Here is a 17,181-nt window from a genome sequence, read left to right on the forward strand (position 1 = left end):
GCTCACTCCCTACTTGCCGCTGCCTGCCATCGAGGCGACGACCTGGCCCGCGACCTTCAGGCGCTGGCGCACAACCGAGCGACCAAGGATCGCCATGGAATCAAACAGCGGCAGCGAGCGTGAAGAGCCGGAAACCGCCACGAACAGCGGTGCCACCACGACCTTCAGCTTCTTGCCGAGACGGTCGGCGATCGCGCGCAGTTCCGCCTCGATCGATTCGACGTTCCATTCGAGGATCTTCTCCAGATCCGGCTGGACCGTGTTGAAGATCTCGACCAGCTCTTCCGGAGTCGACTTGATTTTGGCGAAGGACGAAGCGTCGAGGCCGAGGCCGGACTTGAACAGGAAGCCCGCAAGGTCCGGCAGATCGCCGAGCTTGGAAATGCGCGACTGCGAGAGTTTGAGGCCTTGCTTGACGCGGTCGTTTTCCATCGCCCAGGCAAGGACGCGGCCGGCAAATTCCTCTTCGCTCAACCCTTCACGCAGCCAGCGGCCGTTCAACCAATCGAGCTTCTGGATATCGAAGATCGCGCCGGCCTTCGAAAGGTTGGCCGGGTCGAACTTTTCGGCGAGCTGATCCATGCTCAGCATCTCCTCGCCTTCGGCGATCTGGATGAAGAACAGGCCGAGGAAGTTCATCAGCGCTTCCGGCAGATAGCCGAGCGCCGTGTAATAGGAGATCGAGGTCGGGTTCTTGCGCTTCGACAGCTTCGACTTGTCTGCATTGCGCATCAGCGACAGGTGCATGAACACCGGCGGCTCGAGACCGAGATACTGATAGATCAGGATGTGCTTCGGCACCGAAGACAGCCATTCCTCGCCGCGCGCCACATGGGTGATCTTCATCAGATGGTCGTCGACGACGTTGGCCATATGATAGGTCGGCATGCCGTCTGCCTTGAGCAGCACCTGCATATCGACCGCATCCCACGGGATATCGACTTCGCCATAGACCCCGTCGACGAACTTGCAGGAGCCTTCGGTCGGGATCTTCATGCGCACGACATGCGGCTCGCCGGCGGCGACGCGAGTGGTCACTTCCTCGGCTGATAGATGCAGGCAGAGACCGTCATACTTCGGCGGCTTACCCGCCGCACGCTGGGCTTCGCGCATTTCCGCCAGCCGCTCGGGCGTGCAGAAGCAGCGGAAGCCGTGACCAGCCTCGACGATCTTCTCGACGTAGGGCTTATAGAGGTCCTTGCGGTCGCTCTGACGGTAGGGGCCATAGGGACCGCCGATATCCGGGCCTTCAGACCATTTCAGACCACACCATTTCAGTGCATCCAGCACCTTCTGCTCGAACTCCGGCGTCGAACGGGTCGCGTCGGTGTCCTCGATGCGCAGGATGAACTCGCCGCCCTGTTTCTGTGCGAAGAGATAGTTGAACAACGCGATATAGGCGGTGCCGACATGCGGTTCGCCGGTGGGAGAAGGTGCGATGCGCACCCGGACTGGTCTGTCTGTCATGATCCTGGCCCGTGCTTTACGTGCTTTCGGCCCTGCCGCCGGAGAATGCTGTCCGGATGCGAAGGCGCATGCTTTTAAGGGAAGGAAGTGCCCGATTGATGCCTGAAATGGCGGAAAATACCGGAAATTCCATTTGGCTGGCGTGAGACCATATTCAAAAGGGCGCGTCAAGGAAAACTGCGCCTCGATCGCCTGCAGCGGCCGTCGAGGCGAGATGTTGACGTTCCATCGGGTTTGACAGCGACCCTTCACACTTGCTCCGCGGCACATGGCACGACGGTCACCGGGTCGATGGACGGCCCGAACCCGCTGATCGCCAAGGTCATGGGCCTGTTCTTCGACATGGATCAGATGATCGGCAAGGACTTTGCGCAAGGGTTGGAAAACCTCAAGGCGGTCACCGAAAAATAGTCGAAAAAGGGTGGAACCATTGCTGCGGTAGGCCGTTTTCCCCGTGAGGAATGCGGGCCGTGACAACCGGACATGAGGGAGATGGAGAACACGGAGATTTTTCCGGTTTCTCTTCGTGGCCAACGAAAAGGCAGACGAGTTCCTAACCCCTTCGGCCTCGTATCCTCGCTGTGTGCAAACGTTGAAAAGCCTCGGGATGGGCGGTCCCGGGGCTTTTTCACGCTTGCCTGCCGGTCGTTGCAAAGACGGACATTTTTCGCTAGAAAACGCCGTCGAAAAAGGCAGGACCGGATATGGTAAGCCCGGTCCCTTGAGGGGATACCCCAAGCTCTGCTCGAACATCTGTTCGAACCCGCGGCGTAGTCCCGGTGCATTCGCACCGGTCTGCGGCGGGTTGTGCCTTCGGTTTCGTGCAATCCGTCATCCATTCTTTAAAGAAACGGAGATTGCACATGCGATTGAACCATATCGACCTTTACAGCGCCGACGTTGCTGCCACCGCGCGCTTCTTCCTCGATCATCTCGATTTCCTGCTGATCGACAAGCGCGGCAATGATCAATTCTACCAGCTGACGGATGGCTCCGGCCTGGTCTTCGTCATCAGTCCGCCGATCGAAAAGCTCGGTGGCGCCGATCAGGTAGCGCTGGATGCCCAGACCTATCACATTGGCTTTCTTCTGGAGAGCTCCGCTGATGTGGATGGCATATTCGGACAGCTTGCGACCGCGGGCTTTTCGATCGCCGAGCCTCGCAACATGCATGGCGCCTATGCCTTCTACGTCACCATTCCCGGCAACATCCTGGTGGAATTCGCCCATCGGCCGGTGACATGACGTCATGAAAAGGGGAGCGCAGCCCAGCGGCGACGCTCCCCTTAAACCTGTGAAGCCGGGACTTTGGCCCCGGTTTTTATTGCGCGCTCACTGTTTCAGCGCCTTTTCCCTCTGCCGCTTGCGGCGCGACAGCATGTTGAGCACCTCGACCAGCGCCGAGAAGGTCATGGCGGCATAGACATAGCCCTTCGGCACATGGAAGCCGGCACCTTCGGCGATCAGCGTCGTGCCGATCATCAAGAGGAAGCCGAGCGCCAGCATGACGATGGTCGGGTTCTTCTCGATGAAGCGGGCGAGCGGGCCGGAGGCGACCAGCATGACGGTCACGGCGACGATGACGGCGACGACCATGATCGGCAGATGCGGCGTCATGCCGACGGCGGTGATGATGCTGTCGACGGAGAAGACGAGATCGAGCAGCAGGATCTGGCCGATCGCGGCGGCGAAACCGGTCGTCACCGAGCTGGCGATGAAATCCTCCTCGTGATCCTGCGGATCGACATTGTGGTGGATTTCCTTTGTGGCTTTCCAGACGAGGAACAGGCCGCCGGCAATCAGGATCATGTCCTTCCAGGAGAAACCGTGACCGAGGGCCTCGAACACCGGTGTGGTCAACTGCACGATCCAGGCGACCGTGCCCAGAAGTGCAAGCCGCATCACCAGCGCCAGGCCGATGCCGACGCGGCGGGCTTTTTCCCGGTGCTCTTCCGGTAGCTTGTTGGTCAGGATCGAGATGAAGATGAGGTTGTCGATGCCGAGAACGACCTCCATGACGATCAGTGTGATCAGGGCAATCCAGGCGGTCGGATCTTGCATGAGGAGCAAAATGTCCTGCATCGGGGGTGGTTCCTTCCTCGATTCAAAGGGCACATAAGGGAGCCCGCGCAACCGGTGGGCAGCGCGGGCGAAAAGACTTCCCCTATGTATGCGGAATCTGCGCCGTGACAAGCGCTGGAGGTTGATCAGGCGGCCAGGGATACCGTTAATTCTCCGCCTGGCTCGCTATTCAGGTCCGCCGCGGCCCGTAGGCGGCCATGAAGACGCGAACGGCGCCGCTGATGACCCGATCGATTTCCTCCGGCGGCGGCGCGGTTTCCATTGTTCCGAAGAGGCGCAGCTTGAAGAAGCTGCCGCTGGAGAGGTCAAGAAACTGGCCCGCCGCCAGGTCGATGTCATCGATGTTCAGGCTGCCCGTGGCGACGTTATACTCCAGAAATTCCCGGACGACCGCCCGCAGATTCTCCGGCCCTTTGAAGAAGCGCTGGCAAAGGGCAGGCATCCGGTCACGGACGCCGAGGACGGTGCGCATCGCGTTGATGACCTTTTCGTCGGTCATATGCGTGACGAAGTGGACGCCGAATTTATAAAGGCTGGTCTCGATAGCATCCTCATGTTCGGCCAGCGCCGTGCGGACCGAGGCGAGAAACAGTGCGCGCTGGCGTTCGATCATTGCCGAAAACAGGTCTTCCTTGTTCTCGAAATAGACATAGATGGTGCCCTTCGACACGCCGGCTTCCCGGGTGATGTCGTTCATGCTGGCGGCATCGAAGCCGACGCTCATGAAGACGCGCTTCGCCCCTTCGATGATCTGCTCGCGTTTTGCCGGGTCCTCGCCAGCCGCGCGCCGGCCGGGTGAGGGGCCTTCGAGCAAGCAACCTTCGCCTTTCATGATTTCTGCCAATTTTTCTTCGTGTCCGGACATTGTTGTCTCGTTGTTAACTTTTTCGAACCGATCGGTTCGATTTCCCCTTGATATGCGATCGATTTCGCCTTATGTCAATCGAACTGAACGGTTCGGTTCGAATTCTCCCATATAAGGGTTGGTGACGCAATATGTCAGTTTCAAGCAAGACCGGTGCTGCGCATGTTCGCCCCGTCGGCGACGATTTCGAAGCTCCGAACGAACACATCGTGGCACCGGAAGCCAAGAGCGTAACCGAGCCCGCCGTCGAGGCGCAAGCGGCACCGCCGGCCGTCGTGGCTGAGGAAAAGCCGGCGCCGAAGCGCCGCAAGGTCCTACCCGTGATCGTGATCGCCGCGCTCGCCGCCGGTGGCTGGTATGGCTATGAATGGTGGACCAACGGCCGCTTCATGATCTCGACCGACGATGCCTATATCGAGGGCGACATCGCGTCGATCTCGCCGAAGGTTTCCGGTTATGTCGAGAAGGTCAATGTCGTGGCCAACCAGCATGTGAAGGCTGGCGACCCGCTGATCACGCTCGACAAGGAAGACTACCGGATCGCCGCCGACCAGGCTGAGGCGCAGATCGACACCGAAAAGCTGTCGTTGCAGCGCTTCGATGCGCAGATCGCCGGCGCCAAGGCCAGCCTGCAGCAGGCGCAAGCCCAGAAAACCGCCCTTGAGGCGACCGTCCGGGGTGCCGAAATCACGCTCCGGCGTGCCAGCGACCTCCAGTCAAAGGCAGTCGGTACGGTCGCCTCCCTCGACAGCGCAACCGTTGCGCTTGATCAGGCCAAGGCTAATCTGAGTGGCGCCGATGCCAACATCGTTGCTGCGAGCGCTAACATCGCCGTCCTCACCGCACAGCGCGCCGAAGCTGAAAGCACCATCCGCTCGCTCGAACTCGCCCGCGACAAGGCCGAGCGTGATCTGGCCTTCACGGTCCTGAAGGCGCCCTATGACGGCATCGTCGGCAATCTGGCTGTTCAGGACGGGGACCTGGTCTCCGCTGGCCAGCGTCTGGCTGCGCTCGTTCCGGTCGACCAGCTCTATATCGACGCCAATTTCAAGGAAACGCAGATCGCCCACATGGTTCCGGGCTCGAAGGTCAACATCCATGTGGATGCCTTCGACGAGGAGCCGATCACCGGTACAGTACAGTCGATTTCGCCCGCCTCCGGCTCGGTCTTCTCGCTGCTGCCGGCCGAAAATGCCACGGGCAACTTCACCAAGGTGATCCAGCGCGTGCCGGTTCGCATCGTCTTCCCGAAGGACGTGCTGGACAGCGGCCGGTTGCGCGCGGGTCTCAGTGTCGTCGTCGATGTCGATACGCGCACGGCGCCGCAGCAGCAGGATGTCGCCGCGGTCAAGTGATCGGCCAGCCTGAACGTTGAAGCTGCGCCGCCCCGGGGCGCGGTTTTCATCCGGCGGTTTTGATCTTCGCCCGTTTCCGGACGCGCTCGCGGCGGAAAACCTGATGTTTCTATTCTCATTTGGCCGCTGCGTTCGCCGGAACGTCAACCGCGCCAGGAGCAAAGCCGATGGCTGCCACTGCCACTGCCACTGCGGGCACGATCCCGCTTCCTGCCGCCGGCGCGAGCGAGCGGATGGATCCAAAGCGCCTGATCGCCTTCTTCGCGATGGTCTTCGGCATGTTCATGTCGATCCTCGACATCCAGATCGTCTCGGCCTCGCTTGCGGAAATCCAGGCGGGCCTGAGCGCCGGTTCCGATGAGGTCGCCTGGGTGCAGACGGCCTATCTGATCGCCGAAGTGATCATGATCCCGCTGTCGGGTACGCTGGCGCGCATCGTCTCCACCCGCGTCCTCTTCTCCGTCTCTGCGGCCGGCTTCACCATTGCCAGTGCGCTCGCCGCAACCGCCACCAATATCGACCAGATGATCGTCTATCGGGCGCTGCAGGGTTTTATCGGCGGCGGCATGATCCCGTCGGTCTTTGCCGCCGCCTTCACGATCTTCCCGCCCTCCAAGCGCAGCATCGTCTCGCCGATCATCGGCCTTGTCGCGACGCTTGCCCCGACCATCGGCCCGACCGTCGGCGGCTATCTCAGCCATGCGTTCTCCTGGCACTGGCTGTTTCTCGTCAACATCATTCCCGGCATCATCGTCACGATCATCACCTGGAACTTCATCGATTTCGACAAGCCGGAACTCGGCCTGATGAAGAAATTCGACTGGTGGGGCCTGCTCTCCATGGCCGTCTTCCTCGGCTCGCTCGAATATGTGCTCGAGGAAGGCAACGCCAGCGACTGGTTCAGCGACGAATATATCCTGATGGGGGCGGTCGCATCGGCGATCGGCGCGTTGGTCTTCTTCTACCGGGCCTTCAAGATCGAGTTCCCGATTGTCGATCTAAGGGCCTTCGCCAATCGAAACTTCGCCTTCGGCTCGCTGTTCTCCTTCATCATGGGCATCGGGCTTTATGGGCTAACCTATCTCTATCCGCTCTATCTCGGCCGGATCCGCAGCTACGATTCGCTGATGATTGGCGAGACCATGTTCGTCTCGGGGCTTGCGATGTTCTGCACGGCGCCGGTCGCCGGCAAGCTCTCGACCAAGCTCGATCCGCGCGTGATGATGGCGATCGGTTTTGCCAGCTTCGCGGCTGGCACCTGGCTCATGAGTCACATGACGGCTGACTGGGATTTCTACGAGCTTTTGGTCCCACAGATCCTGCGCGGCTGCGGCCTGATGCTCTGCATGGTGCCGATCAACAACGTCGCGCTCGGCACGCTCTCTCCGGAACGTGTTCGCGGCGCCTCGGGCCTGTTCAACCTGACCCGCAACCTCGGCGGCGCCGTCGGTCTGGCAGCGATCAACACCATATTGACCCAGCGGCAGGAAGAACATTATGCCCGTTTGCAGGAACATGTTCAGTGGGGCAACCCGGAAGCCATTGACCAGCTCAACAACATGATCGCGAAATACAATTCGCATGGCCTCGACGGCGCGACGATCGCGATCCAGAAGCTCTCCGGCATGGTGCAGCAGCAGGCGACGATCCTCTCCTTCATCGACGTCTTCCTGATCCTCACCTGCCTGTTCGCAGCTTTGGTCGTCTGCGCTTTCCTGATCAAGAAGCCGCAGGCAGCGCCAAGCGGCGGCGGCGGCCACTGACCGGTCCCTGTCGCGAAAACCTCTATACGCCACCAGTCTGATCGACCAGAATGCCCTGAAGGTAATCCTTCGGGGCATTCTGCATGAATGGCGACGCATTTCTTCCACTATTCAGACGATCCCCTCGCGCAGGCAGGGAGAAGCGGCGGCGGTGTTGCCTTCACGAACGCCTTCAGCAAACGTCTTGCCTAGCGCAGCGCGGCGTGCCAAACCGCTTTCAAAATGGCGGAATAATTTTCTGATTTACGTACCTCAAATTTTCCGTTAAGAGTTCTCGCCGGAGGAAACATGCGCCCGACAGTTCACGATATTGCCGCTGCAGCGGGGGTCAGCCTTGCGACCGTCGACCGGGTCTTGAACCGGCGCGCAGGCGTTCGCAAGGTGACGCGCGAAAGGGTCGAGCAGGCAATCGAGAGGATCGGCTATGTTCGCGACATGGCGGCGGCGAACCTCGCCAAGAGCCGTGTCTATCCCTTCGTTTTCATCCTGCCTTCGGGCGACAATTCCTTCATGCGGGGCCTTGAAGCGGAAGTGCACGCGGCGATGGGCCATGCGCCATTGGAGCGGATGGTGATCTCCATCGTGAAGGTTCCGGCCTTCAACGCGGAGGCTCTGGTCACGGCGCTGGACGAGGTCCGTGCGACGGCACCGGCGGGCGTGGCGGTGGTGGCTGTCGAATCGCCGGAGGTGGTCGCTGCCGTAAACCGCTTGCGGGCTGACCGCATTCCGGTGGTGACGCTGGTTTCGGATCTGGCCGGTTCCGCGCGCGATCATTTCGCCGGCGTGGATAACGTCGCGGCAGGGCGAACGGCGGCAAGCCTCATGGGCCGCTTTCTCGGCCGCCGTCCCGGTCCGGTCGCCGTGCTTGCCGGTTCGATGCTGGTGCGCGACCATCGCGAACGCCTCGACGGATTTCGCGCGGTCATGGATAAGGACTTTCCCGGCCACATGCTGCTGCCGGTTATCGAGGGACAGGATGATCCCGTGCTGACGGAACAGCTGGTCAGCGCGGCGCTTGCCGCGGCGCCCGGGACCATCGGTATCTACAGCCTCGGCGCCGGCAATCGCGGTCTGATCGCCGCCTTGAAGCAGCGAAAGAACGCCCCACGTGTCTGCGTCATTGCCCATGAACTGACGCGGCATACACGTGCGGCGCTGAATGAGGGGCTGATCGACGCCGTTCTCAATCAGGATGCCGGCCATGAGGTGCGCAGCGCCGTGCGGGTGTTGAAGGCCAAGGCCGATGGCGTCGCGGTCATCGGCGCGCAGGAGCGCATCTACATCGACATTTTCCTCAAGGACAACCTGCCCTTCGAGGAGGGCGGTGAAAATCAAGAGCCCGGACAGGGCGAAGACGTTTAGGGAGACCATCATGTATCTGGGGATCGACCTCGGCACGTCCGGGGCAAAGGCGCTGCTGATCGATGACGGCCAGCGGGTCGTCGGTTCGGCATCCGGCGCAATGGACGTTTCGCGTCCGCATCCCGGCTGGTCGGAGCAGGATCCGGCGGATTGGATCCGGGCTACGGAGGAGGCGATCGCCGGGCTGAAGATGTCTTATCCGGCAGAGCTTGCCGCCGTCAAAGGTATTGGCCTCTCCGGCCACATGCATGGCGCGACACTGCTCGATGTTGAGGACAAGGTGCTGCGCCCCTGCATCCTCTGGAACGATACGCGCAGCTTCAAACAGGCGGCGGCGCTTGATGCCGATCCGCAGTTCCGTGCCCTGACCGGCAACATCGTCTTTCCCGGGTTCACCGCCCCGAAGCTGGTCTGGGTCGCAGAAAACGAGCCGGAAATCTTCGCCAAGGTCCGTTGGGTCCTTTTGCCCAAGGATTATCTGCGCCTCTGGCTCACCGGCGAACACATCTCCGAAATGTCGGATTCCGCCGGCACCGCCTGGCTGGATACCGGCAGGCGCGCCTGGTCGGAAAGCCTGCTTTCGGCAACCGGCCTCAAGGAGCGGCAGATGCCGAGCCTGGTGGAGGGCACCGAGGCGGGCGGCACGCTGAAAAGCGATCTCGCAGCCAAATGGGGCATGGGCTCGGGCGTTGTCGTTGCCGGCGGTGCTGGCGATAACGCGGCGTCCGCCTGCGGCATGGGCACGGTCGGCGAGGGCCATGCCTTCGTGTCGCTCGGTACCTCCGGCGTGCTGTTCGCGGCCAATTCCAGCTACCTGCCCAATCCGGCCAGCGCCGTGCACGCCTTTTGCCATGCGCTTCCCAATACATGGCACCAGATGGGCGTCATCCTGTCGGCCACCGATGCGCTCAACTGGCACTCCGGCGTCACCGGCAAAAGCGCGGTGGAGCTGACGGCTGAACTCGGCGAAACGCTCAACGCGCCTTCCGGCGTGACTTTCCTGCCTTATCTCTCCGGGGAGCGCACGCCGCACAACGATGCGGCCATTCGCGGCGTCTTCGCCGGGCTCGGTCATGAAAGCAGCCGGATAATCCTCACTCAGGCCGTGCTCGAAGGTGTATCCTTTGCGCTGCGGGACAGCCTGGAAGCCTTGCGGGCAGCCGGCACCAATCTGTCGCGCGTCACTGCCATCGGCGGCGGTTCGCGTTCGCGCTACTGGCTGAAGTCGATTGCAACCGCGCTCGGCATCCCCGTCGATGTGCCGGCTGACGGCGATTTCGGCGCGGCCTTCGGTGCTGCTCGCCTCGGCCTGGTCGCTGCGACCAGGGCCGATCCGCTGTCGGTTTTCACAGCACCCGCGACCGCCGAAACCGTACAGCCCGACGCCTCGCTACGGGGGGCGTACGAAGATGCCTATCAGCGCTATCGCCGGCTCTATCCCGCGATCCGCGACGCTTACTGACCCGTTTATAAAAAAGACAGAGAGGAAATACCCATGAGCACCGGTTTCTTCGGCGATATCGCCAAGATCAAATATGAGGGCCCCGACAGCACCAACCCGCTGGCCTTCCGCCACTACCAGCCGGACGAGATCGTCCTCGGCAAACGCATGGAAGATCACTTGCGCTTTGCCGTCGCCTACTGGCACACCTTCACCTGGCCGGGTGGCGACCCCTTCGGTGGCCAGACCTTCCTGCGTCCCTGGTTCGAGGACACGATGAAGGCCGCGAAGCTGAAGGCGGATGTCGCCTTCGAATTCTTCTCGCTGCTCGGCTCGCCTTACTACTGCTTCCACGACGCCGACGTGCGTCCGGAAGGCAAGAACTTCGCCGAGAACACAAAAAATCTCAACGAGATCGTCGACTACTTCGCAGAGAAGCAGGCCGCGACCGGCGTCAAGCTGCTCTGGGGCACGGCGAACCTCTTCTCCAACCGCCGCTTCATGTCGGGTGCCGCGACCAATCCGGATCCGGATGTCTTCGCGTTCTCGGCTGCGACGGTGAAGACCTGCATGGATGCGACCCAAAAACTCGGCGGCGAGAACTACGTTCTCTGGGGCGGTCGCGAAGGCTATGAAACACTGCTCAACACCGACCTCAAGCGCGAACTCGACCAACTCGGCCGCTTCCTCAACCTCGTCGTCGAATACAAGCACAAGATCGGCTTCAAGGGCGCGATCCTGATCGAGCCGAAGCCACAGGAGCCGACCAAGCACCAGTATGACTACGACGTCGCGACGGTCTATGGCTTCCTGAAGAGGAACGGTCTTGAAAACGAGGTGAAGGTCAATATCGAGCAGGGCCATGCGATCCTTGCCGGCCATTCCTTCGAGCATGAGCTGGCGCTCGCCAATGCGCTCGGCATCTTCGGTTCGATCGACATGAACCGCAACGACTACCAGTCCGGCTGGGATACCGACCAGTTCCCCAACAACGTTCCGGAAATGGCGCTCGCCTACTACCACGTGCTGGCAGGCGGCGGCTTTACGACCGGCGGCACCAACTTCGACGCCAAGCTGCGCCGCCAGTCGCTCGATCCGGCGGATCTGCTGATCGGCCATATCGGCGGCATGGATTGCTGCGCCCGCGGCCTGAGGGCCGCAGCGAAGATGATCGAGGACAAGGCGCTGTCGCAGCCGCTGGCCGAGCGTTATGCCGGCTGGGACTCGGCCGAAAGCCAGAAGATGCTGCGCGGCGAGTATTCGCTGGAGCAGATCGCCGAGTGGGTCGAAGCCAAGGACATCAATCCGCAGCCGAAATCCGGTAAGCAGGAACTCCTGGAAAACGTCGTCAACCGCTACGTTTGATGCAGCCGTGATTTTCAAGGAGAGAGTCGGGGAGCGAGAGCTTCCCGGCTCTTTTTGTGACGTGATTGTGTGACGGACCGATGTGAGCGAGCGACGGCAGCTTTGGTCCTGCCCTTGCTCGACCCCATGAATTCGCGCATGTTGCAATCTTGGGGGGAGGCGAAAGAATGCGCACTATTTTTTTATGTGTTGGATTGGTTCTTGTGGGGTGCAGCAACAACACAACGTCGAGCGAATGGAGGCCTATCCAGTCTGCAGAGGAAGCGCGCTTTGAGAAAGCAAAAGCCATTTGCAACGGCCGCGCATCTGAAACCGGCGCTATGGCAGGCCGAGCATGGATCGCAGGCGCAATCTATGCGGATAGTGCCTTCAAAGGCTGTATGGCAGAGCAAGGATTTATACGGAACTGACCGGATCGCTCGCAGCTAACAGCCCGATCAACGCACCTGGAAAAAAGAGGCAGGCCGTAGATCCCACTGATGTCATATGCCCGCTTTGGGCCATAGCTGCCATTCGCGGCGCGGACTTAAGATCACCGCTTAATCCACTGGCGCGACGGTACCGAAACCGAGTTGCGAACCACGAGATCGGGGCGCAAAAGGATCTCCGTTTCAGCGGGCTGGCCGTCGGATAGCAGGTCCAGCAGCAATGCCATTGCATGCTTGCCGATCAGGGTGCGTGGCTGGCGGATCGTCGTCAAAGTCGGCGTCATGAACATGGCCTGCGGCACATCGTCGAAGCCCGTCACCGAGAAATCTCTTGGTATATCATAGCCACGCGCGCCGAGGCCGATCATCACGCCGATCGCGGTCTGGTCGTTGACGCACATGAAGGCGGTGGGCAGCGTGTCGCGCATGAAAAGTTGCTCTACCGCCAGCCGTCCGCTTTCGATTGTGCCGTCGCCCTCAAGCACGATGCGAAGATCAGCACCGACGCCCGCTGCGTCCAGTCCGGCCTCATAGCCCATACGCCGCCGGCTATAGGCCAGCCGCGTGCGCGAATCGCCGATAAAGGCGATCTTGCGATGGCCTTCGGCAAGCAGAAGATCGACCGCTTTGCGGGCACCTTCGATATCATCGACGCCGACATAGGGAATGCCGCCGTTGAACACAGGTTCGAAGACGCCGACGCTGGGCGGCAGGCGCGCGGTCATGGCCTGATGGCCGAATGGCAGGATGCCGGTGAACAGGATGAGCCCGGCCGCCTGGTTGGAGTTGAGAAACTTCAGATATTCCAATCCGCGCTGGGCGTCGTTCTGCGTATGGCCGATCAGCACGCCGTAGCCATGCGATCGCGCCTCGTTCTCGAGCCCGACCAGAATGTTGGAGAAGTTCGGGTCGCCAATGTCGGGTGCCACGACGAGGATCATGTTCGACCGGCCAAGCCTCAGGCTGCGTGCCATGGCATTGGTCGTGTACCCGGTAATGGCAATTGCCTGGTTGACCTTGAGCCGCGTCGAGTTCGCCACCTTCTCCGGCATGTGGATTGCCCGCGACACCGTCGCGATCGAAACCTCGGCGATCCGGGCGACGTCCTCGATTGTTGCCGGCGTGGAATTCGACACTGCGCTCTGCCTTGTTAGCTCGGCGGGACACTACACAGACTTCCCCGCAGGTCAAAGGGCGGCCTCGGAAATTCTGTGTTGTGCCCAGATGTAAACCTTTACATGGCCAATGTAAAGGTTTACACAACGTCCAAGCGGATGGGAGCCGCAGGGGAGGACGTGATGGGTTCGGAGACCGTCGACGCCGGTACGTTGGTGCTGTCCGCGAGGCGAATAAGCAAATCTTTCAGCGGTGTACAGGTGCTCTTCAGCGTCAATTTCGACCTGCGCGCCGGCGAGATCCATGCGCTGATGGGCGAGAACGGCGCCGGCAAGTCGACACTCGTCAAGATCCTGTCCGGCTTCGAGCAGGCGACCTCCGGTGAAATCATTCTCGACGGCAATCCGGTCAAGCTGCCGCCGAATGGCGCTGCCGAGGCGCTGGGGCTTGTCATCATCCATCAGGAGCTCAATCTGGCCGAACACCTGACCGTCACCGAGAGCCTGTTCCTCGGTCGCGAGGTCACCCGCTTCGGCGTGCTCGACCGCAAGTACATGCGGGCGGAGACACGCCGCGTGCTTGACCTCCTCGGCTCGCATGTCGACGAGAACGCGATGATCAGCGCGCTTTCCATCGCCGACAAGCAGATGGTGGAAATCGCCAAGGCGATCAGCCGGGACGCTCGCGTCGTGTTCATGGACGAGCCGACCGCGGTGCTCTCGCGCGAGGAGACCAATTTCCTGTTCAGGCAGGTGCGCAAGCTGCGCGACCAGGGCACGAGTTTCGTCTTCGTGTCCCACAAGCTCGACGAGGTCATGGAACTTACGGATAGGGTCACGGTGCTGCGTGACGGCCAATGGATCAAGACGTCGCCGACCGCGATCCTCGACGGCGAATCGATTGCCCAACTGATGGTGGGCCGCGAGCTTTCCAAGCTCTATCCTGCCAAGAGCGAGCCTGATGTCGATGAAGAGATCGTGCTCAGCGTCAGTGCGCTTTCGACCGGCTATGTCCGCGATGCGAGCTTCGCGGTGCGCAAGGGCGAGATCCTCGGCTTTTCCGGCATGATCGGCTCGGGCCGCACGGAGTTGATGGAGGCGGTTGCCGGGTTGAGGTTCCGCGCCTCCGGCGAGGTGATCATCAGGGGGGAGGCCGTGCCGTCAGGCGATGTGCACGCGGCAAACCGTTGTGGCCTCGCCTACATGACCAAGGACCGCAAGTCCAAGGGATTGCTTCTCAATTCGCGCATGACCGCCAATCTGACGCTGCAGTCATTGGAGAAGCACGGCACGCTCGGCTATCTCAGTCCCGCGAGTGAGGCATCCGCGCTGGAGCGGGCGCGCCGCCGCTTCGATATCCGGGTTCGTGACGGCAACGTGGTCGCCGGCCGCATGTCAGGCGGCAACCAGCAGAAGCTGCTTCTCGCCAAGGTCATGGAAACCGAGCCGGAGATCATCATCATCGACGAGCCAACCCGCGGCATCGATGTCGGCACCAAGCAGCAGATCTATCATTTCATCTCGGCGCTCGCCCGTGACGGCCGCTCGATCATCGTCGTGTCGTCGGAGATGCCGGAGGTAATCGGCCTGTGCACGCGTGTCGCCGTCATGCGCGAGGGGCGGATCGTCGGCATGCTGGAGGGCGACGAGATTTCCGAGCAGGAGATCATGCGCTACGCGGCGGGACTGAAGAAAAAGGCGGTCGCCTGACTGCGCGCGAAGACGCGAAACAGAGGAAAATTCCCAGGGAGAATGGGACGGGAGGTTGGTTTGGATATGAGCGTGCATGAGGAAACCCGGGAAATCCGGCGCCGGACCTGGCGGGATATCGACCTTCGGGCTGTTGCGCCCTTTGCGGCACTGGTGCTGCTCCTGATCCTCGGGGCGATCGTCAATCCGAATTTCATCGGCATTACCAACCTCGCCAATGTCGCGACCCGCAGCGCCTTCATCGCCATTATCGCGGTCGGCGCGACCTTCGTCATCTCCTCGGGCGATCTCGATCTGTCGGTGGGTTCGATGGTTGCCTTCGTTGCGAGCCTGATGATCCTCTTCATGAATTCGGGTGTCATTGCCGATCCTGCCCTGATGCTGACGGCGGCCGTTCTCTTCACCATCGTCGCCGGTGCCGCCTGCGGTCTCGCCAACGGCCTGATCACCACAATGGGCCGGATCGAACCCTTCATTGCGACGCTGGGCACGATGGGCATCTATCGCGGCCTGACAACCTGGCTGTCGCAGGGCGGAGCGATCACCCTGCGCGACCCCGCGCTGCAGGAACTCTATCGTCCCGCGTATTTCGGCTCGATCATCGGCATGCCGGTTCCGATCGTGGTGATCCTGGCGGTCACCGGTGTTGCGGCCTTCGTGCTCTATCGCACCCGCTACGGCCGGCATGTCGTGGCCGTCGGCTCCAACAGTGACGTCGCCCGCTATTCCGGCATCCCGGTCAATCGTGTGCGCACCATCGCCTTCGTCATCCAGGGGCTTTGCGTCGCGATCACCGTCCTTCTCTACGTGCCGCGGCTCGGGTCGACTTCGGCGACGACGGGCATTCTCTGGGAACTGCAGGCGATCACCGCCGTCGTGGTCGGCGGCACGGCGCTCAAGGGCGGCGCTGGGCGTGTCTGGGGCACGATCTGTGGTGCCTTCATCCTAGAACTCGTCGGCAACATCATGCTGCTTTCCAACTTCATCAGCGAATATCTGATCGGCGCCATCCAGGGCGCGATCATCATCATTGCGATGCTCGTTCAGCGCTCGCTGGTACGGAAATCGTGAATAACCGGGTTCATGGGTCGCCCGGTCTTGAGACTGCCAGACCCGCATTCACCAGGGAGAGAGAAACATGCGTAAAGGATTAATGGGCGTTGCAGCCGTCGCCATGATGGCGCTGACCGGCGTGGCCCACGCGCAGGAGGAGAAGAAAGTCACGATCGGCGTTTCGATCCCGGCCGCCGACCATGGCTGGACCGCAGGTGTCGTGTTCCATGCCGAGCGCGTCGCCAAGCTCCTGATGGAGCAGCATCCGGGCCTCAACGTCATCGTCAAGACCTCGCCGGATCCGGCAAGCCAGGCAAATGCCGTGCAGGACCTCGAGACCCAGGGCATCGACGCACTCGTCATCCTGCCCTCCGATCCGGATCCGCTGGTCAACGCCATCAAGGAAGTCAAGGGCAAGGGCACGTTCGTCGCGCTCGTCGACCGCGCGCCGAGCGTCAACGACAACTCCGTCCGCGACCTCTACATTGCCGGCAACAACCCGGCACTCGGCCAGACGGCGGGCGAATATATCAAGGCAACGACGCCAGACGCCGAAGTCGTCATCATTCGCGGTCTGCCGATCCCGATCGACCAGCAGCGCCAGGACGGTTTCGACAAGGGCATCGAAGGTTCCAACGTCAAGGTTCTCGATCGCCAGTTCGGCAACTGGAACCGCGACGACGCCTTCAAGGTCATGCAGGACTATCTGACCAAGTACCCGAAGATCGACGTCGTCTGGTGCCAGGACGACGACATGGCCGTCGGCGTGCTGCAGGCGATCGAGCAGGCCAAGCGCACGGATATCCAGTACGTTGTCGCCGGCGCCGGCTCGAAGGACATGGTCAAGAAGGTCATGGACGGCGACAAGATGATCCCGGTCGACGTGCTCTATCCGCCGGCAATGGTCGGTACGGCTCTTGAGATGACGGTTGCCAATTTCTACGGCCAGGTTCCGGTTCGCGGCGCCTACACGATCGACGCGACGCTCATCACCAAGGACAACGCCAAGGACTTCTACTTCCCGGATTCGCCGTTCTGATCCGGATCTGACGCTTGAGCTGCCTGTCGCGCGAAGCGGCAGGCAGCTTCCATTTTCACGATAGTTTCTCAAAATTTTGCGATGAAACCGGTTGCCCGGCAGGCCAGACATGATAGCTTCCGGCCGTCCTGCAACGT

Annotated in this window: 15 protein-coding genes; 11 read left to right on the forward strand and 4 right to left on the reverse strand. The window is 61.4% G+C overall.

Translation table 11 applies throughout. The features are described 5' to 3' along the window. Positions 1 to 9: 9 nt before the first annotated feature. Positions 10 to 1,467, reverse strand: a complete 1,458-nt coding sequence (gltX, locus tag ACSQ3F_RS09265; RefSeq protein WP_436099946.1) for a glutamate--tRNA ligase — start codon at positions 1,465 to 1,467, stop codon at positions 10 to 12. 234 nt (positions 1,468 to 1,701) lie between these two features. Between gltX and ACSQ3F_RS09270 the strand changes: the two genes are divergently transcribed. Together ACSQ3F_RS09270 and ACSQ3F_RS09275 are read left to right on the forward strand one after the other, a co-directional pair. After that, on the forward strand, positions 1,702 to 1,878 hold the full coding sequence (locus tag ACSQ3F_RS09270) for a hypothetical protein (RefSeq protein WP_436099947.1): 177 nt from the start codon (positions 1,702 to 1,704) through the stop codon (positions 1,876 to 1,878). Positions 1,879 to 2,330: 452 nt separating this feature from the next. Continuing rightward, positions 2,331 to 2,711, forward strand: coding sequence for a VOC family protein (locus tag ACSQ3F_RS09275; protein WP_436099948.1), 381 nt, complete (start codon positions 2,331 to 2,333; stop codon positions 2,709 to 2,711). Positions 2,712 to 2,798: 87 nt separating this feature from the next. Here the strand turns inward: ACSQ3F_RS09275 and ACSQ3F_RS09280 are convergent, their stop codons facing one another. Together ACSQ3F_RS09280 and ACSQ3F_RS09285 are read right to left on the reverse strand one after the other, a co-directional pair. Beyond that, a complete protein-coding gene (locus tag ACSQ3F_RS09280) occupies positions 2,799 to 3,548 on the reverse strand; it encodes a TerC family protein (protein WP_436099949.1) in 750 nt (249 codons plus the stop codon). A gap of 169 nt (positions 3,549 to 3,717) precedes the next feature. Further along, a complete protein-coding gene (locus ACSQ3F_RS09285; protein WP_436102092.1) occupies positions 3,718 to 4,380 on the reverse strand; it encodes a TetR/AcrR family transcriptional regulator C-terminal domain-containing protein in 663 nt (220 codons plus the stop codon). A 164-nt stretch (positions 4,381 to 4,544) separates the two neighbouring features. Here ACSQ3F_RS09285 and ACSQ3F_RS09290 point away from each other — a divergent pair, with 164 nt between their 5' ends. The 6 genes from ACSQ3F_RS09290 (at position 4,545) to ACSQ3F_RS09315 (ending at position 12,109) form a co-directional block, all read left to right on the forward strand. Next, positions 4,545 to 5,768 (forward strand): HlyD family secretion protein, encoded by a 1,224-nt coding sequence (locus ACSQ3F_RS09290; protein ID WP_436099950.1) that lies wholly within the window; start codon positions 4,545 to 4,547, stop codon positions 5,766 to 5,768. Between the two features lie 167 nt (positions 5,769 to 5,935). Continuing rightward, positions 5,936 to 7,531, forward strand: a complete 1,596-nt coding sequence (locus ACSQ3F_RS09295; protein WP_436099951.1) for a DHA2 family efflux MFS transporter permease subunit — start codon at positions 5,936 to 5,938, stop codon at positions 7,529 to 7,531. A 288-nt stretch (positions 7,532 to 7,819) separates the two neighbouring features. After that, positions 7,820 to 8,893, forward strand: a complete 1,074-nt coding sequence (locus ACSQ3F_RS09300) for a LacI family DNA-binding transcriptional regulator (RefSeq protein WP_436099952.1) — start codon at positions 7,820 to 7,822, stop codon at positions 8,891 to 8,893. 10 nt (positions 8,894 to 8,903) lie between these two features. After that, entirely contained in the window at positions 8,904 to 10,355 is a 1,452-nt protein-coding gene (xylB, locus tag ACSQ3F_RS09305) for a xylulokinase (RefSeq protein ID WP_436099953.1), read from the forward strand. Positions 10,356 to 10,388: 33 nt separating this feature from the next. Further along, positions 10,389 to 11,699 (forward strand): xylose isomerase, encoded by a 1,311-nt coding sequence (gene xylA / locus ACSQ3F_RS09310; protein ID WP_436099954.1) that lies wholly within the window; start codon positions 10,389 to 10,391, stop codon positions 11,697 to 11,699. Positions 11,700 to 11,866: 167 nt separating this feature from the next. Continuing rightward, positions 11,867 to 12,109: a hypothetical protein gene (locus tag ACSQ3F_RS09315; protein ID WP_436099955.1), complete on the forward strand. Its 243-nt coding sequence runs from the start codon at positions 11,867 to 11,869 to the stop codon at positions 12,107 to 12,109. Positions 12,110 to 12,231: 122 nt separating this feature from the next. Here ACSQ3F_RS09315 and ACSQ3F_RS09320 read toward each other — a convergent pair whose 3' ends face one another. Then, entirely contained in the window at positions 12,232 to 13,263 is a 1,032-nt protein-coding gene (locus ACSQ3F_RS09320; RefSeq protein ID WP_436099956.1) for a LacI family DNA-binding transcriptional regulator, read from the reverse strand. Positions 13,264 to 13,425: 162 nt separating this feature from the next. Between ACSQ3F_RS09320 and ACSQ3F_RS09325 the strand changes: the two genes are divergently transcribed. From ACSQ3F_RS09325 to ACSQ3F_RS09335, 3 genes are all read left to right on the forward strand, one after another. Continuing rightward, entirely contained in the window at positions 13,426 to 14,952 is a 1,527-nt protein-coding gene (locus ACSQ3F_RS09325; protein ID WP_436099957.1) for a sugar ABC transporter ATP-binding protein, read from the forward strand. Positions 14,953 to 15,018: 66 nt separating this feature from the next. Next, the gene (locus ACSQ3F_RS09330; RefSeq protein WP_436099958.1) at positions 15,019 to 16,023 is read left to right on the forward strand and encodes an ABC transporter permease; all 1,005 of its coding nucleotides are present in this window, start codon (positions 15,019 to 15,021) and stop codon (positions 16,021 to 16,023) included. 67 nt (positions 16,024 to 16,090) lie between these two features. Further along, positions 16,091 to 17,044 (forward strand): substrate-binding domain-containing protein, encoded by a 954-nt coding sequence (locus tag ACSQ3F_RS09335; protein ID WP_436099959.1) that lies wholly within the window; start codon positions 16,091 to 16,093, stop codon positions 17,042 to 17,044. Positions 17,045 to 17,181: the final 137 nt, after the last annotated feature.

The organism is Pararhizobium sp. LjRoot238 (genome assembly GCF_964252955.1).
GTDB lineage: Bacteria > Pseudomonadota > Alphaproteobacteria > Rhizobiales > Rhizobiaceae > Pararhizobium.

Excerpts from the sequence above, each read along its gene's own strand:
- ACSQ3F_RS09325 (WP_436099957.1), top strand. The coding sequence starts at position 13,426 with ATGGGTTCGGAGACCGTCGACGCCGGTACGTTGGTGCTGTCCGCGAGG.
- ACSQ3F_RS09285 (WP_436102092.1), bottom strand. The coding sequence starts at position 4,380 with ATGAAAGGCGAAGGTTGCTTGCTCGAAGGCCCCTCACCCGGCCGGCGC.
- ACSQ3F_RS09295 (WP_436099951.1), top strand. The coding sequence starts at position 5,936 with ATGGCTGCCACTGCCACTGCCACTGCGGGCACGATCCCGCTTCCTGCC.
- gltX (WP_436099946.1), bottom strand. The coding sequence starts at position 1,467 with ATGACAGACAGACCAGTCCGGGTGCGCATCGCACCTTCTCCCACCGGC.
- ACSQ3F_RS09280 (WP_436099949.1), bottom strand. The coding sequence starts at position 3,548 with ATGCAGGACATTTTGCTCCTCATGCAAGATCCGACCGCCTGGATTGCC.
- ACSQ3F_RS09315 (WP_436099955.1), top strand. The coding sequence starts at position 11,867 with ATGCGCACTATTTTTTTATGTGTTGGATTGGTTCTTGTGGGGTGCAGC.
- ACSQ3F_RS09335 (WP_436099959.1), top strand. The coding sequence starts at position 16,091 with ATGCGTAAAGGATTAATGGGCGTTGCAGCCGTCGCCATGATGGCGCTG.
- ACSQ3F_RS09330 (WP_436099958.1), top strand. The coding sequence starts at position 15,019 with ATGAGCGTGCATGAGGAAACCCGGGAAATCCGGCGCCGGACCTGGCGG.
- ACSQ3F_RS09275 (WP_436099948.1), top strand. The coding sequence starts at position 2,331 with ATGCGATTGAACCATATCGACCTTTACAGCGCCGACGTTGCTGCCACC.
- xylA (WP_436099954.1), top strand. The coding sequence starts at position 10,389 with ATGAGCACCGGTTTCTTCGGCGATATCGCCAAGATCAAATATGAGGGC.
- ACSQ3F_RS09290 (WP_436099950.1), top strand. The coding sequence starts at position 4,545 with ATGTCAGTTTCAAGCAAGACCGGTGCTGCGCATGTTCGCCCCGTCGGC.
- xylB (WP_436099953.1), top strand. The coding sequence starts at position 8,904 with ATGTATCTGGGGATCGACCTCGGCACGTCCGGGGCAAAGGCGCTGCTG.
- ACSQ3F_RS09300 (WP_436099952.1), top strand. The coding sequence starts at position 7,820 with ATGCGCCCGACAGTTCACGATATTGCCGCTGCAGCGGGGGTCAGCCTT.